Here is a 14037-nt window from a genome sequence, read left to right as displayed (position 1 = left end):
GGTCAGCGGCGCCTGCTGCATCCTCGCATTACCAGGACGAAGACGACCAGAAAACGCGCCCCAGAACCACCAGTTGGTCTTTGCGTTGAGGGTAGCTCAGGTGTTCGTCCTGGTATTCTTCTCTGTTCAACGAGCGAATGGTGACGCCACCGTCGGGCTGTTCGATCAGCACTTTTACCCGTAGCAAATTACCGTGGCGAATTGCGTAGGTTTTCCCTTCTCGGATACGAGTGTCATCGGTATTGATCCCCACCACGTCACCGTCTTGCAGCCGGGGCTCCATGCTGGATCCTGAAATGCGGATGATCCGCGCGGCATTCACCGCCACCCCCATCTTGTGCAGGTAGTAGCGACGGAAAATCAGCGAAAACTCTTCACGATCGACGATTTCATAACAGCCATCGCCGGCAGAAAAATTGATATCCAGCAGGGGAATTTCCACAAACTCTTCCTTGTCCTGTTCGGTATCCTCCCAGACCACCGGCTTCAGGCGGGCGGGTTGAAAATCCGACTCCGCCGCCACGTTATCGAACGGGCGCACCAACTCTTTTTCATGGAACACGTCGAACCAGCCCTTAGGCAGGTTCAGTTTGGCCTCGATGCGCCTGGCGAGATTATCGCCCAGGTTACGGGAGGACTTTTCACCGCTGATTTGGCTTAGCGTGGGCGAAGAGGACTCAACCAGCACCGCAAAATCGTTCTGGTTGATACCCTGTCGGGCGTAGCTAGCCATCAGCTCGCGCAAATTATTGCGTCTTATTTCTTTGGTTTCCATTGCCGGATGATCGCATTCTTTAGCAAAAAGGTAAATATCGTTTTTGCTAAATTTAGCTTGCTTTAAATTTAGCAATTAGCTAAATATTGACGGGTGGACAAGGTCCATGAAGGAATTGTAGGGTGCTGCAAGTCGCGCCAGTATGAGCCGGGGCGAATATACTCGCCCTCTACAGTGGTTGGATTACACAGGTTTAACCCACAAGGAATCTACGATGTTCAGTATGGATTACAACAGCTACCGTTCGGTAGCCAGCTTCGGTCAGCGCGTGCGCTTTTTGGTGCTGCACTATACCGCACAGAATTTTGCTGATTCGGTGCAGTCACTGACCGGCAAGTCGGTCAGCGCTCATTATCTGGTGCCGGATCCCGAAGATCCAACCTATAAGGCGGCGGGCTTTAGCGGCGTAAGGATTTTCAATCTGGTCGATGAAGTCGAGCGGGCCTGGCACGCCGGCACCAGCCAGTGGGGCAATCGTTCGAATCTCAACGATACGGCGATTGGCATTGAGATCGTCAATCTGGCGAGCGGGGATGGCGAAGACATCACCTTCCCACCGTTTAACCCTCAACAGATCGCGGCGGTGACTCAATTGACGCAAAACATTCTGCAGCGCTATCCGGATATCACGCCGGTTAACGTCGTGGCACATTCCGATATTGCCCCGGGCCGCAAAAGCGATCCCGGCCCGCAATTCCCGTGGCATCAGCTGTATCTGGCCGGTGTCGGTGCCTGGTATGACGACGCGGTGAAGCAGCGTTATCAGCATGAGTACCAATGCCAGGGTGTGCCCGCACAGCCGGATTTGCTGGCGTTATTCGCCAAATACGGTTACGACACCTCGGCGGCGACCAATGCAGAAGGTTACCGCCAGCTGGTTCGTGCCTTCCAGCTGCATTTCCGTCAACGGCAGTATGACGGTGTGATGGATGCCGAAACCGCCGCCATTTTGCGTGCGCTGGTGGATAAATATGCCGCTTAAGGCCTGAGTGCGGATGAGGGACGCCTTATCCGCCTTTTCTCCCAACCCTTTACTCCGCTAAACTGATGCTCTTTCTCGCCACTGATTACGGGATGCATCGTGCGCCTCGACAGAAAAATATCCTCGTTTGAACGTCTGACTTATCGCCATTACCGCATTGTGCACGGCGTGCGCATTGGGCTGGCGTTTATCCTGACCTTTATGCTGATCCGCCTGCTCGAAGTGCCGGAAGGCACCTGGCCACTGATTACGCTGGTGGTGGTGATGGGGCCGATCTCTTTTTGGGGCAACGTGTTGCAACGTGCGCTGCAGCGAATCGCCGGTACGGTGTTTGGCGCCGCCTCGGGGCTGATTGCCCTGTACCTCGAGCTTTATTCGTTGCCGCTGATGCTGGTGTGGTGCGGGGTGGTGATGTTTTTCTGTGGCTATCTGACGCTCGGCAAACGTCCCTATATGGCGCTGCTGGTGGGGATCACGCTGGCGGTGGTTTGCGGTGCGGGAGCCGGTGATATGCATACCGCGCTGTGGCGCAGCGGCGACGTAATTTTTGGCTCTCTGCTGGCGCTGTTGTTCACCAGCATTTATCCGCAGCGCGCCTATATCCTGTGGCGTATGGAGATGGCCGACTGCTTGCAAAGCGCGAGCAAAATCTACGGCGCTTACCTGTCGCCGAATATGATAGAACGGCCGAGACTGGAGCCGCAGCTGAAAGACCTGCTCAATAAGATCGTTAAATTGCGCGGCCTGATTGTCCCCAGCAGCAAAGAGACCCATATCCCCAAAGCGGTGTTCGAAGCGGTGCAGACGCTGAGTCGCAACCTGGTCTGTACGCTGGAACTCTTGGCCGACGCTTATTGGGCCTCGCGTGAAACCCATTTCATTATGCTGAATGCCAAAACGCTGCGCAGTGCGCAACTGCTAACACTGAGCTCTCTGCAGTCGCTGGCGGAGATCCTGCGTGACGGTCCGCAGGCGCAGCCGTCGGCAGAAGCAGGGCAACTGAGCGAAATTGCCGCCGAATTGAAAACCCTGATGCAGGAGGCCAGCGTCAGTCAGCACGGCGAAGCGCCAATTTATGGCTACGTATGGTTGAGCATGGAACTGACGCAGCAGTTGGAAGAACTGGGCGATCTGCTCAAGGTGTGTACCGCCAGCGGGCGTGAATAGGGGGTCAGATCATGAAGCGGGTGCTTCAGGTTTTTGTCAGGACGCCAAAGTGAGTAAGATAGGGCGATGAGTGTTGTGCCTGACCGCCACAAACCTGTATCTTGGTATCATTGTGGCCGTAAGCAAATGAATCTGTGTATTACTAAAGCAAGGGTATGAAGATGGATAATGCAAATAAGCCGAGTTTCCAGGACGTTCTGGAGTTTGTGCGTATGTTCCGACGTAAAAATAAGCTGCAGCGTGAAATTGTCGACAACGAGAAGAAAGTTCGCGATAACCAAAAACGCGTGCTGCTGCTCGATAACCTGAGTGAGTACATCAAGCCGGGCATGAGCATCGAAGACGTTCAGGGCATCATTGCCAATATGCGCAGCGACTATGAAGATCGCGTTGATGATTACATCATCAAAAATGCCGATTTGTCCAAAGAACGCCGCGAACTGTCCAAAAAGCTGAAGGCTATGGGCGAAGTGAAGTAACCGTTTTTATCGGGCCAGGCATTCGCCTGGCCCTTTTACCGTTTTCCCTGCATCCCCATTTCGGCCCCTTTAGTGGCCTGCGCCATACACGTCAAAATCGAAATATTTATCGTTCACCTTCTTGTAGGTGCCGTTGGCGATGATCGCCTGAAGCGCAGCATTGAACGCGTTACGCAGGGCGGTATCCTCTTTACGCAGCCCAATGCCGTCACCGATGCCGAAATATTTGCTGTCACTGAGTTCGGCTCCGATAAAGGCAAAGTCTTTTCCTGCTGGGGTGTGGAAAAACTCACTGGCGCTGACGCTGGCCAACAACGAAGCGTCCAGTCGCCCGTTGATCAAATCCTCATTGGCTTCCTGCTGGCTTTGGTAGGACACCACGTTAACGCCAGCCGGCCGCCACAGGGCGTTGGCATAGGTTTCCTGGCTGGATCCCTGCTGCACGCCAATGGATTTGCCTTGCAGCGAAGCCGCCGTGGGTTGCAGGTTGCTGCCTTTACGGGCCACTAATCGTGCCGGCGCATTGGATACTTTGTCCGAGAAGGCGATCTGCGCCTGACGCTGCGGCGTAATGGTCATCGACGAGGCGATGGCATCAAATTTTTTCGCCAGCAACCCCGGGATCATCCCGTCCCAACTGCTCTCAACCCAAACGCATTTGGCCTGCATTTGATCGCACATCGCCTGCGCAATATCGACACCAAATCCGGTCAACGCCCCCTGAGGCGTTTTAAATTCCAGCGGTGGATAGGTCGGATCCACGCCGAGTTTAATCACTTTTCCGCTGAATTCCCCAGCAGAAACGGCGAAACTGAAGGCCAGTGGCAACAGGAGAACCAGGCCAATTTTTGTTTTCATTTTATGTTCCTCAGCGTAGTGGTGTGCAAAAGGGATTAAGCCAAAAAGCGCTCAACCAGCTTGACCCAGTAAGTGGCGCCAATCGGCAGGCACTCGTCGTTAAAATCGTAACCGGCGTTATGCAGTGAATTGCCGGGCGTACTTTCCCCATTGCCGATCGAAATATAGCTACCGGGGCATTTCTCCAACATAAATGCGAAGTCTTCGCTGGCGGTAAAGGGACGTAGAGACGGGATCAACTGCTGTTCACCCGCCCAGTCCAATGCGACCTTGCGTGCCAGTTCAGTTTCCGCCACGTGATTGACCAAAACCGGATAACCCTGTTGGTAATCAATTTCTGCCCGAGCACCAAAACTGACGGCTTGTGCTTCTACCAGCGCCGTAATGCGGTTTTCCAGACGTTGACGAACTCCCGCATCCAATGCGCGTACGCTAAGCGTCATGGTTGCGGTGTCAGGGATCACGTTGGCGGCACGGCCTGCCTGGATCGCGCCAACCGTCACGATCGCCGTTTCCTGCGGATCGATATTTCTGGAGACGATGGTTTGCAGACTCATCACAATGGCGGCGCAAACCACCACCGGATCGACCGTGTGCTGCGGCACCGCGCCGTGGCCGCCGTGGCCGTGCAGGGTAATATTGACCGTATCGGCCGAGCACATGAAAGCCCCGCTGGCAAAGCCCAACTGGCCGACCGGAAAGCCAGGTACGTTGTGCATGGCGAACACCGCATCACAGGGGAACCGCTCGAACAATCCGTCTTCAATCATCACTCTGGCGCCGCCGCCACCTTCTTCCGCTGGCTGAAAAATCAGATGCAGAGTCCCGGTAAAGTCAGAGTGTTGCGCCAGATAACGCGCAGCGGCCAGCAGCATAGTGGTGTGGCCATCATGACCGCAGGCATGCATCACGCCACGGTGGGTGCTGGCGTAGGTTAACCCGCTGGTTTCTTCCATCGGTAATGCATCCATATCGGCACGTAAGCCCAGTGATTTTCCCGTGCCTCGTTGCAAGGTGGCGACAACGCCTGTTTGCCCCAGGTGCCGCGTGACCTGATAACCCCACTCGGACAGCAGTTTTGCTACCAACTCACCGGTGGCGAACTCGTTGAATCCCAATTCGGGGTGAGCATGAATATGGCGGCGGATAGCGACCATTTCATGCTTAAATGCCGCTATTTCAGATAAAATAAGTGGTTTATTCATCGCGGTATCCTGATTGAATAGTCGATTTCCGACGCTCAATAACCGGAAAACAAGATACTCCAGACACTAGCAAACAACCCGTTGGTCGGGGAGCCGCCGTTCGGTTATGCTGACAACAATAGGTTGTCATAGGGGCATCATGAAACTGCATCAGTTACAGGCATTGGTCGCCAGCGCCGACGGCGGGAGTATCCGCGCCGCCGCGCGGCAATTGGGGCTTTCACAGGCAGCGGTTACGCGGGCTTTACGTGAGCTGGAGCAGCAACAGGAACTGCCGTTGCTGCTCCGCTCTCCGAGCGGTCTGGGGTTTACGCCTTACGGGAAAACGCTGTTGGCACATGCCCGGTTGGTGCTGAATCAGCTGGAACAGGCTGATAATGAAATGGCAGGGTTACGCGGATTAGCGCAAGAGCAGGTGAAAGCCGCCATTACGCCGTGGCTGATGTTGACGGTGTTGCCGACGGCGGTGTTGGCCTTTCGCAAAAAGATGCCCAAGGTCAAACTGGAGCTGTTTGAAAGCCTGATGGCCAACGCGCAATCACAACTGCGTGAGGGCACGATGGATTTTGCCATCACGCCGCTTCCGGTTTCGATGGCACCGCAGGAGTTTCATTGCGAACCCTTGCTCGATTATGAAACGGCGGTGATGGTGCGGCAGGGGCATCCGTTGAGCCAAAGCACCTCGATTCACCAGTTGCTGGAGCAGGATTGGGTGCTGAATTACACACCGGAGAATCATGACGATTTAATTCATCAACTGTTCAGCCGACACGGTGCTCACCTTGATCCGAATCGTATTATTCATGCGCATTCCCTGGGCATGTTGCAGGTGATGGTGGAGTCGGCGGACATGTGTACCTGGTGTCCGGCGCCGCTGGTCGGCCTGCCGCAGTTTGCCGGGCGTTTGCAGCCGTTGGCGCTGCGGGAAAGTTGCGATTTGGCACGATTGAATATCGTGACTCGTCGCAACAGCATTCTCAGCACCGCCGCCCATGCGCTGATTGATCATTTGGTGCGTGCCCTGCGCCAGCACGCCCGTTCCGCACGACAGGAGGACCGAGTGATTTATGATCGGGTCCGGCTGTTGATTTAGGTGGATAAGGCGAAGTACGGGGTTGTTGCGGGGGATTCGCGGCTAACCTGCGGGTTTGCTATGTGCCAGAAGCGGACCAGATGAGCATCGAATTCAGCTTAAGTTTTGATTTGTTCTTATGTAATAAATGTGATTTTATATGGTAATAAGTTGCATATAAATTCATTGATGGGGGTTTTTATGTCGGTAGATTCACCAGTGAAGGCTCAGTTCGAAGCGTATAATGCCCATGATATTGAAGCGTTCATCTCTTGCTTTTCAGAGGACTTCAAAGGTTATCGGATGCCTGCTGAGAGTCCTTCTACAATAGGGAAAGAATCCTTACGTGAATTTTACGTGAATAATAGATTTAATAATCAGAAACTTAAAGCAGAGCTTATTTCCAGAATAGTAATGGGCAATAAAGTTTTCGATCACGAATTGATACATGGGTTGTCTGATCAGCCTTTGGAGAGTGTTGCTGTTTTTGAAATTAAAAACGACCTCATTTCAACCGCATGGTTCTATTTCCCATAACTAAATATTAATTAATGAGCTCACAACCGTCCATTTACACATTGTATGAGAATCGCTATTGAAGGTCCGCTCCTTGCTCAAAGCGGGCCGTGCCACGTTCACAATGCCTGCTTTGTGCCAGAAACAGACGTCTTCATATCGCAAGAAAATGCTATACCGCATTCAGTTTTCGTTAGTCACTATATTCATTTTTTCAGGGGAAGGTGAACGCATGAAAAATACGAAATTGCATGTTGTCGTGGCGTGGTAGAGTGTGAGCTGCCCGAAGATCGATTAGAGATTTACGCTATGCAACAAATTGATTTTTACATGATAGATGCCTTTAGCAACACGATTTTTGGCGGTAATGCCGCAGCAGTATGTCCGTTAACAGAATGGTTGCCTGATGAGACATTATTGAAAATGTCCCAGCAGCATAACCAGTCAGAAACAGCATTCTTTGTCGCAAATGATACTGGCTTTGAGTTGCGATGGTTTACCTCCCTGGCTGAAATAAATCTGTGTGGACATGCCACAATGGCAGCTGCGCACGTTATCTTTGAACATCTTGATTACCAAGGCACGACTATTCATTTTGATACCCGTTTTGTTGGCCCACTGACGGTGGTACGCAACGGTAAATGGCTGACGCTCGATTTTCCTGCGTGGGAAACCAAGCCTGTCACGCCACCGGCATTATTGCTGGAAACGTTGGGCATCACAGAATGCAAAGAAGTGCGCGTGGCGCGTGATTACCTGGTAGTAATGGAGAATCGGCAGCAGGTCGAAACTGTACGCCCGAACATCAATGACATGCTTCCCCTGGGAAAAATGGTTTGTATAACAGCCCCTGGTGACAGTGAGTACGATTTTGTTAGCCGTTTCTTCTGCCCAGGTGAAGCCGTAGCGGAAGATCCTGTGACAGGTTCGGCGCATAGCATGCTCATTCCTTACTGGGCTGAAAAACTGAATAAAACGCAGATGTTGGCGCACCAGGGATTAGAGCGTGGCGGGGATTTACGCTGCCAGCTGGTGGGCGATCGCGTTTACATCGGCGGACAGGCAACAACCTATCTGATTGGCAAAGTGCTGTTGCGCTAGACCTGCTCGAATGTGGCTCAAAATATAAGGGCTGCTGTCACCTTAGCCGCCGTTCACCCCATATCCGAAAGCAAAAAGCCCGCTTAAGTTTCCTTAAGCAGGCGTCTTTAATTTACATGGCAGTAAACCCCGGAAAGTTACCGGGGCAGAGGAGTCAGACAGAAAGTTCAGAATCTTTAATATTGGCAATGGGTCCAAGAATCGCGCTGTCAAATTCGCGTAAGGCTACGCCGCTGGCCATTCGTTCAGGCAAGTCATGATTTGCCAAGGCGCCTCGGCCTAATGCAATGAGATCGGCGCCCATTTCCATGACCTGTATTGCCCGGGATTTATCATGCAGGCTACCATTAGCCATAATGGTTAGCTGTGGAGCATATTTACGTCCCAGCTCAATCAGTGATAGTGGGTTATCAGGGAATGCTGGCTGCCACGCTTCATATTCAGTCAGGTGCAGATAATCGATACCGGAACCAGCAAGCAACCTAAACACCACCCGAGCATCATCTTCGCCGTTAGCCCATTTATGGAAAAAGTCATTTACTTTCCCCTGAGATATTCGGATACCCACTGGAATATCCTGACCTACACGTTGTCTGACAGAGTGAATCACTTCAAGGCTAAATTGCAGGCGGCCTGCGATGTCACCGCCCCAGCGGTCAGTACGCAGGTTAGTGTGATCCGTGAAGAACTGATCGAGAAGATATCCATTTGCACCATGGATTTCCACGCCATCAAAGCCAGCCCCGAAAACAGCATGCGCCGCGGCATCGGCAAAGCTATTGATAATGTCCTGTATTTCGTCTTCGCTGAGTTCACGAGGAACAGGGTATTTACCTTCGCCACGATAAAACGTCATCTGCTTGCCTACCGGACGAACGGCACTTGGTGCAACAGTCCCATCCCGAAAATAGTTGCCCTGTGACAACGCACCAGAGTGCTGGATTTGGGCAAAAATACGCCCCTGTTGTTGGTGAACGGCGTCAGTGATGTTGTGCCATCCTGCAACCTGTTCCGTACTGGTCAAGCCAGCCTGAAAGGCATAAGTCTGTGACCATTCTTTATCAATATAAATGCCTTCCGATATAACCAGACCAAATCCACCGCGTGCAAAATCTTCGTAGTATGTCTTCATACGATCGCTGGCTACACCCTCCTCGGAGGCGGTGACACGGGTCATTGGTGCGACCACTAGGCGGTTTTTCAAGGCTAGCTTCCCGATACTGGCGGGGGTGAAAAGGGATAATGTCGTCATGAGTTTTTCCAGATAAATTAAATCATGATTGCACTATAATTATTGCTGAATTAGGGATAAACAGGCCAAAATGATAAGGTTGTATAACGATTATCGTTATAATTTGTGTTTTCCATTTTGCTTAATAAATGACTTTGCAATGCTTGATATATTGGGGTCGACATGAATCTGCAGGACGTATCACTCTTCCTCGTCATAACCGAAACTCACAGCCTCACTCAGGCAGCGAAACGACTGGGTATTTCCGCCATGTCTGTTTCAAGACGCCTCGCATCACTTGAACACGAGCTCGGAACGCGCCTTTTACAGAGAACGACCCGATCTGTTTCATTAACTCAGGAAGGCATGGAATTCCTGCCTTATGCCAGGGCACTCATTGAAGCGGAGACGGGGGCTCGGGCGCTATTTTCTTCATCAACGCAGGGGGCCGTAGGATTATTGAGAATCACTGCACCATCAGGATTCGGACGGCGTAATATCTTGCCTCTCGTTTCTGGACTGTTAGCAGACAATCCAAAGCTGAGTATCGACCTTCAGTTAAGCGAAGATGTGGTTGATATCGTCGGGAGAGGGATTGATGTGGCAATACGTATCGCGCCATTAAAGGACTCAACACTTATAGCCCGTAAAATTGCTGATAATCCTCGTGTAATCTGCGCTTCACCCGATTATCTGAAAGCGAATGGTAAACCTCAGTTCGTCGAGGATTTAATGCAACATCATTGCCTGAGACTCAGTAGCGTACCTCAATGGATTTTCGAGCGTGATGGTGAAGTTATCAGGACCAGCGTTGATGGGCGTTTTAGCTCAGATAACGTGGAAGGGGTAAGAGACCTGTGTGCTGAGGGACTGGGAATTGCACAACTTACTCGCTGGGATGTCTTAAAAGAGACCCGGGAAGGTACGCTTGTTGAGATTGATTTACTTGATGCCAGGCCTCAGGCTTTATCAGTCTGGGCTGTTCTACCGACAACGCGTTACCTTCCCCTCCGGGTCAGCACTTTTATTGACAAATTAAAATCATCCCTGAATTCCATGAATTAATTCATAAACTTCGGCTTCAGTTTGCCCCTGTTGAGCCAGCAGAACGCTTTATGAAAAACAAAGCCTGCTCTTGCGTCGCAAGCATTTGCTCAGCCGCTGATGTTGGGGTTGTTTTTACCTCTACAAACCGGAGGATGGTCGCAATCCACTCTCCCTCGCGATACCGACTGGTCATTTGACTACAATGCCCGCTTAACTCAACAGGCGGAAGCACTCGGGTTCGATGTCGTTTTCGGCCTGTCGCAATGGTTACCAAAAGGAGGATTCGGCGGAGAAACGGGCTATCGGGAAAATTTCCTCGATCCCTTTATTTCTGCCGTGGGATTGGCGGCGCTAACGAAGCGGATATTGCTGCTGGGGACTATCCATATTTTATATGGTCCCTGGCATCCGCTTCACCTGGCGCGTTTTCTTGCTACCGCCGATCATCTTTCCGGCGGGCGCTTTGGCGCGAATATTGTCACTGGTTACGCAGAAAATGAACCAAAAATATTTGGCATGACCCGAGCCGATCATAATCGACGTTACCAGCAAGCTGATGAATTTATTCGTATCTGCAACGCGTTATGGCACGGCGAGGACAATCTCAACTGGCAGGGGGAGTTCTATTCGCTGGAGCAGGCCTACGTTTCGCCGCGTCCGCGCTTTGGTCGCCCGATTCTCGCCTCGGCATCCGGCTCAGCAGCGGGTTTTGAGTATGCGGCTCGCCATTCCGATATTGTCTTTATTTCCAGCCCGGCAGGAGAGCAATTCGCCAACGCGATCGCCGCATTGACAGACCATATACGCGCGGTGAAAAACGCGGCAGAGCGACAGCGGCGACGGATACGGGTGATCATCAATCCGACGATTATTGTACGCCCTACGAGTGAAGAGACGTGGCGCTATTACCAGGCGATTATCGATCATGCCGATCTGGCGGCAATAGAGAACTTTGCAGCGCGTCACTCGGCTGGCGATAGCCAGTCATGGCCGCAACACAGCGCACGTGGCCGTGCGGTGGGCGGGCATTTACATATTGTCGCGGATCGGCTGGCGCAGCTTCACCATGCAGGCATTGATGGAGTGCAAATCACCTTCTATGACTACGAGCCGGAATTGGCTTTCTTTAGCAACAGCGTTATTCCGCTACTGGAACAAGCGGGATTGCATATGCCGCTTACGTCTACGCAGGAGCAAATACCATGAGCGTTCCGGCTATTTCCCATCTGAACCGACGTGCCTGGATTATCCTTGCAATTATTACCCTGTTCTGGATAGCCGATGGCTATGACACGTTTGTCCTACTGGTTACCGCGCGTTCTACGCTCGGAGAACTGCTACCCGCGACCGAACAAGCCGCTTTTGTTCGCTACCTTGGCTACATGGTGGCTATCACTTTGGCCGGCTGGGCGACGGGTGGCATCCTTGGCGGCATATTAGGTGATCGCATAGGTCGGCGTAAAACCATGCTACTCAGAGTGGTGCTATACAGCCTGGCAACGCCGATGACCGCGACCTCTTCATCGATCGTGCTTTTTGCCTTCTGGCGCTTTATCACTGGCATTGGTATCGGCGCAGAGTGGGGCGTCGGCACGTCGCTGTTGCAGGAGGTTTGGCCAGAGAAATGGCGCACCAAAGGCGCGGGTCTGTTACAAGCGGGCTTTTCGGTAGGCGGTTTGTTGGTCTCCGGCCTGTGGATTGTCGTCGGTTCGACGTGGGGCCTCTCCTGGCGCTGGATGTATCTGTTTGGCATCTTACCCTTGCTGATTATGTTAGCTGTTTACCGCTATATCCCCGAATCCACGCGCTGGGCACGCAACCGGAGTACGTCATTGTGCCAGGCCCTTTTTCACTCTCCATTACTGCGCCGCCATCTGTTTGGCGCGCTGACGGTGTCTGTCGCCATTACCGGCGGTTGGTGGGCGATTTCTTCCTTTTTACCAAGCTTTGTCAGCGGGCTGGTGCGCGAACCACGTGATGCGGCATTTTACGCCGGCTGGGCCGGTGCGCTTTACAACGTCGGCGAAATCATTGGGTGTATCGCGATGGGGGTCCTCGCGGAAAACTGGGGACGTCGCCTGACAACCTCGATCTATTTACTGGGGTCGTTACTGATTATTCCGCTTATTTTCCTCGGACTCTCCTCCGTCACGACCGTGACCTGGATCCAACTACTGGCGGGTTACCTGACCGGCGGGTTGTATAGCTGGTACAGCATTCATACCCCGGAGCTATTCCCCACCGCCGTACGTGCGACGGCGATTAGTATTATTTTTTCTGGCTCACGCTACCTGGCGATGGTCGGTGCGGTAATGGCGGGTTCACTGGCGGCGCTATTAGGTGGATTTGATAAGGTTGCCATCTGGTTTGCGCTGTTTTATCTGGTGGGATTTATCGGCTTGTTCTATTTACCGGAAACCCGTGGCAAAGGGCTACCGGATTAAAGATAACTTCTTAACACGGCTACAGGAGTCTATTTTGGATCCCCCCAACCCACGTTCTGCGCCAGAGGTATTCTGGTATTTCGTGACCCATGACGGCCCGGCGCCCTGGGAGGTGGAAGGCCGACGACAAATCGCCTTTGATGATGTGAAAGCGTTGGCGGCAGCTATCGATCGCTTGCCGTATGAAGGCGCATTGCTTGCTACCACCGGTCATAACGTGTGGGTTCTCGGTGCAGCAGCGGCAGCCATTACCCGTAACTTTAAACCGTTGCTGGCGATCCGGCCGCAATTTATTTCGGTCACTGAGCTGGCGAATATGGTGGTGAGCTTTAACAACTTGTTTGATAATCGGCTGCTGATTAACGTCATCAATTCGGAAACACCTATTTGGCGGCAGAACGGTATCTGGCTGGAGAATGAACAGCGCTTCGAACTTCATGCCGAATATTGGGATGTGTTTCAGCAACTGGTGAAAAAGTTACCTGGAAAGGTAAGCATCTTCATATCGAACAGGCGGTTGCTAACCCGTGGCTGCCACCGGGCGCGGCGGTGCCGTTATGGTTTTCCGGCTCTTCCCGGCAGGCGCTGGAGGTAGCAGCGCGTTTTGCGGATGCATATCTGACCTTTGCCGAACCGCTGCCGCAACTGCGGGAGAAGCTGGATGAGCTAGCGACACAGGCGAGGGGATATGGGCGGAGACCGCGTCTGGGGTTACGCGCTTCGCTGATTTTAGCGGAAACCGACGCCCTGGCATGGCAGAAAGCGCAGCGCCTGCTGGAATTAACCAGCCGCGCGACGCTGGAGCGCAAACTTGGGTTGATCGCGCGCGGCGGCAATGCGGGTGGGACCTCGGTAACTCAGTCACGTATTTTTGCCCATTTGCCGGCGCGTGTGCTTGAAACTATCGCCGCCGGGCGCATCCCCGATGCGCGCGAATTGAGTGTGGATGAACATCTGTGGCCAGGTATTGCTTTATTACAACAAGGGCCGCCGATGGCGCTGGTTGGCAGCTACCGCTCTATCGCCGCCCGGTTGTGTGAATACCGAAAGGCGGGCATTGATATTTTTATTCTTGATTCATTGCCCCTACTGGAGGGGGCATATGCCGTTGCGGAGCATGTCTTACCCGATTTGCAGGCCGTGTCGGAACAATAATCACC

At 52.7% G+C, this 14037-nt stretch carries 13 protein-coding genes and 1 pseudogene; 10 read left to right on the top strand and 4 right to left on the bottom strand.

What is annotated here, in order from left to right:
* Positions 1-28: 28 nt before the first annotated feature.
* A complete protein-coding gene (locus tag LQ945_RS05305; protein ID WP_020827740.1) occupies positions 29-775 on the bottom strand; it encodes a LexA family transcriptional regulator in 747 nt (248 codons plus the stop codon).
* A 214-nt stretch (positions 776-989) separates the two neighbouring features.
* On the opposite strand from LQ945_RS05305, the gene LQ945_RS05300 reads away from it, so the two are divergent.
* The 3 genes from LQ945_RS05300 (at position 990) to tmaR (ending at position 3403) form a co-directional block, all read left to right on the top strand.
* Positions 990-1757, top strand: coding sequence for an N-acetylmuramoyl-L-alanine amidase (locus tag LQ945_RS05300; RefSeq protein WP_270102443.1), 768 nt, complete (start codon positions 990-992; stop codon positions 1755-1757).
* A 99-nt stretch (positions 1758-1856) separates the two neighbouring features.
* Entirely contained in the window at positions 1857-2924 is a 1068-nt protein-coding gene (locus tag LQ945_RS05295) for an FUSC family protein (protein WP_262240892.1), read from the top strand.
* A gap of 161 nt (positions 2925-3085) precedes the next feature.
* A complete protein-coding gene (gene tmaR / locus LQ945_RS05290) occupies positions 3086-3403 on the top strand; it encodes a PTS system regulator TmaR (protein WP_020827737.1) in 318 nt (105 codons plus the stop codon).
* Positions 3404-3472: 69 nt separating this feature from the next.
* Here the strand turns inward: tmaR and LQ945_RS05285 are convergent, their stop codons facing one another.
* Together LQ945_RS05285 and LQ945_RS05280 are read right to left on the bottom strand one after the other, a co-directional pair.
* The gene (locus LQ945_RS05285; RefSeq protein ID WP_270102442.1) at positions 3473-4261 is read right to left on the bottom strand and encodes an ABC transporter substrate-binding protein; all 789 of its coding nucleotides are present in this window, start codon (positions 4259-4261) and stop codon (positions 3473-3475) included.
* Between the two features lie 35 nt (positions 4262-4296).
* On the bottom strand, positions 4297-5466 hold the full coding sequence (locus LQ945_RS05280; RefSeq protein ID WP_270102441.1) for a M20 aminoacylase family protein: 1170 nt from the start codon (positions 5464-5466) through the stop codon (positions 4297-4299).
* Positions 5467-5605: 139 nt separating this feature from the next.
* Between LQ945_RS05280 and LQ945_RS05275 the strand changes: the two genes are divergently transcribed.
* The 3 genes from LQ945_RS05275 to LQ945_RS05265 all read left to right on the top strand — a co-directional run bounded on the left by LQ945_RS05275 (position 5606) and on the right by LQ945_RS05265 (position 8155).
* Positions 5606-6559, top strand: a complete 954-nt coding sequence (locus LQ945_RS05275; RefSeq protein WP_270102440.1) for a LysR family transcriptional regulator — start codon at positions 5606-5608, stop codon at positions 6557-6559.
* A gap of 180 nt (positions 6560-6739) precedes the next feature.
* Positions 6740-7075 carry a nuclear transport factor 2 family protein gene (locus tag LQ945_RS05270; RefSeq protein WP_270102439.1) on the top strand — a complete coding sequence of 112 codons (336 nt, stop codon included), beginning with the start codon at positions 6740-6742 and terminating at the stop codon, positions 7073-7075.
* Between the two features lie 288 nt (positions 7076-7363).
* The gene (locus LQ945_RS05265; RefSeq protein WP_270102438.1) at positions 7364-8155 is read left to right on the top strand and encodes a PhzF family phenazine biosynthesis protein; all 792 of its coding nucleotides are present in this window, start codon (positions 7364-7366) and stop codon (positions 8153-8155) included.
* A gap of 154 nt (positions 8156-8309) precedes the next feature.
* On the opposite strand, the gene LQ945_RS05260 is transcribed toward LQ945_RS05265, so the two are convergent.
* Positions 8310-9407: an NADH:flavin oxidoreductase gene (locus LQ945_RS05260; protein WP_262242061.1), complete on the bottom strand. Its 1098-nt coding sequence runs from the start codon at positions 9405-9407 to the stop codon at positions 8310-8312.
* Between the two features lie 162 nt (positions 9408-9569).
* Here LQ945_RS05260 and LQ945_RS05255 point away from each other — a divergent pair, with 162 nt between their 5' ends.
* From LQ945_RS05255 to LQ945_RS24885, 4 genes and pseudogenes are all read left to right on the top strand, one after another.
* On the top strand, positions 9570-10451 hold the full coding sequence (locus LQ945_RS05255) for a LysR family transcriptional regulator (protein WP_270102437.1): 882 nt from the start codon (positions 9570-9572) through the stop codon (positions 10449-10451).
* Between the two features lie 99 nt (positions 10452-10550).
* Positions 10551-11639, top strand: a complete 1089-nt coding sequence (locus tag LQ945_RS05250) for an LLM class flavin-dependent oxidoreductase (protein WP_270102436.1) — start codon at positions 10551-10553, stop codon at positions 11637-11639.
* A complete protein-coding gene (locus LQ945_RS05245) occupies positions 11636-12877 on the top strand; it encodes an MFS transporter (protein WP_270102435.1) in 1242 nt (413 codons plus the stop codon). Before LQ945_RS05250 ends, LQ945_RS05245 begins: the two co-directional genes overlap by 4 nt.
* Positions 12774-14032: pseudogene (locus tag LQ945_RS24885) on the top strand (LLM class flavin-dependent oxidoreductase). The gene LQ945_RS05245 and the pseudogene LQ945_RS24885 overlap by 104 nt, the downstream one beginning before the upstream one ends.
* Positions 14033-14037: the final 5 nt, after the last annotated feature.

The organism is Serratia liquefaciens (assembly GCF_027594825.1).
Classification (GTDB): Bacteria; Pseudomonadota; Gammaproteobacteria; order Enterobacterales; family Enterobacteriaceae; genus Serratia; species Serratia liquefaciens_A.
Note: the sequence above shows the minus strand (reverse complement) of the source record. Positions and strands in the feature narration are given on the sequence as shown.

Excerpts from the sequence above, each read along its gene's own strand:
- LQ945_RS05260 (WP_262242061.1), bottom strand. The coding sequence starts at position 9,407 with ATGACGACATTATCCCTTTTCACCCCCGCCAGTATCGGGAAGCTAGCC.
- LQ945_RS05265 (WP_270102438.1), top strand. The coding sequence starts at position 7,364 with ATGCAACAAATTGATTTTTACATGATAGATGCCTTTAGCAACACGATT.
- LQ945_RS05300 (WP_270102443.1), top strand. The coding sequence starts at position 990 with ATGTTCAGTATGGATTACAACAGCTACCGTTCGGTAGCCAGCTTCGGT.
- LQ945_RS05275 (WP_270102440.1), top strand. The coding sequence starts at position 5,606 with ATGAAACTGCATCAGTTACAGGCATTGGTCGCCAGCGCCGACGGCGGG.
- LQ945_RS05285 (WP_270102442.1), bottom strand. The coding sequence starts at position 4,261 with ATGAAAACAAAAATTGGCCTGGTTCTCCTGTTGCCACTGGCCTTCAGT.
- LQ945_RS05280 (WP_270102441.1), bottom strand. The coding sequence starts at position 5,466 with ATGAATAAACCACTTATTTTATCTGAAATAGCGGCATTTAAGCATGAA.
- LQ945_RS05255 (WP_270102437.1), top strand. The coding sequence starts at position 9,570 with ATGAATCTGCAGGACGTATCACTCTTCCTCGTCATAACCGAAACTCAC.
- LQ945_RS05270 (WP_270102439.1), top strand. The coding sequence starts at position 6,740 with ATGTCGGTAGATTCACCAGTGAAGGCTCAGTTCGAAGCGTATAATGCC.
- LQ945_RS05250 (WP_270102436.1), top strand. The coding sequence starts at position 10,551 with ATGTTGGGGTTGTTTTTACCTCTACAAACCGGAGGATGGTCGCAATCC.
- LQ945_RS05245 (WP_270102435.1), top strand. The coding sequence starts at position 11,636 with ATGAGCGTTCCGGCTATTTCCCATCTGAACCGACGTGCCTGGATTATC.
- LQ945_RS05305 (WP_020827740.1), bottom strand. The coding sequence starts at position 775 with ATGGAAACCAAAGAAATAAGACGCAATAATTTGCGCGAGCTGATGGCT.
- tmaR (WP_020827737.1), top strand. The coding sequence starts at position 3,086 with ATGGATAATGCAAATAAGCCGAGTTTCCAGGACGTTCTGGAGTTTGTG.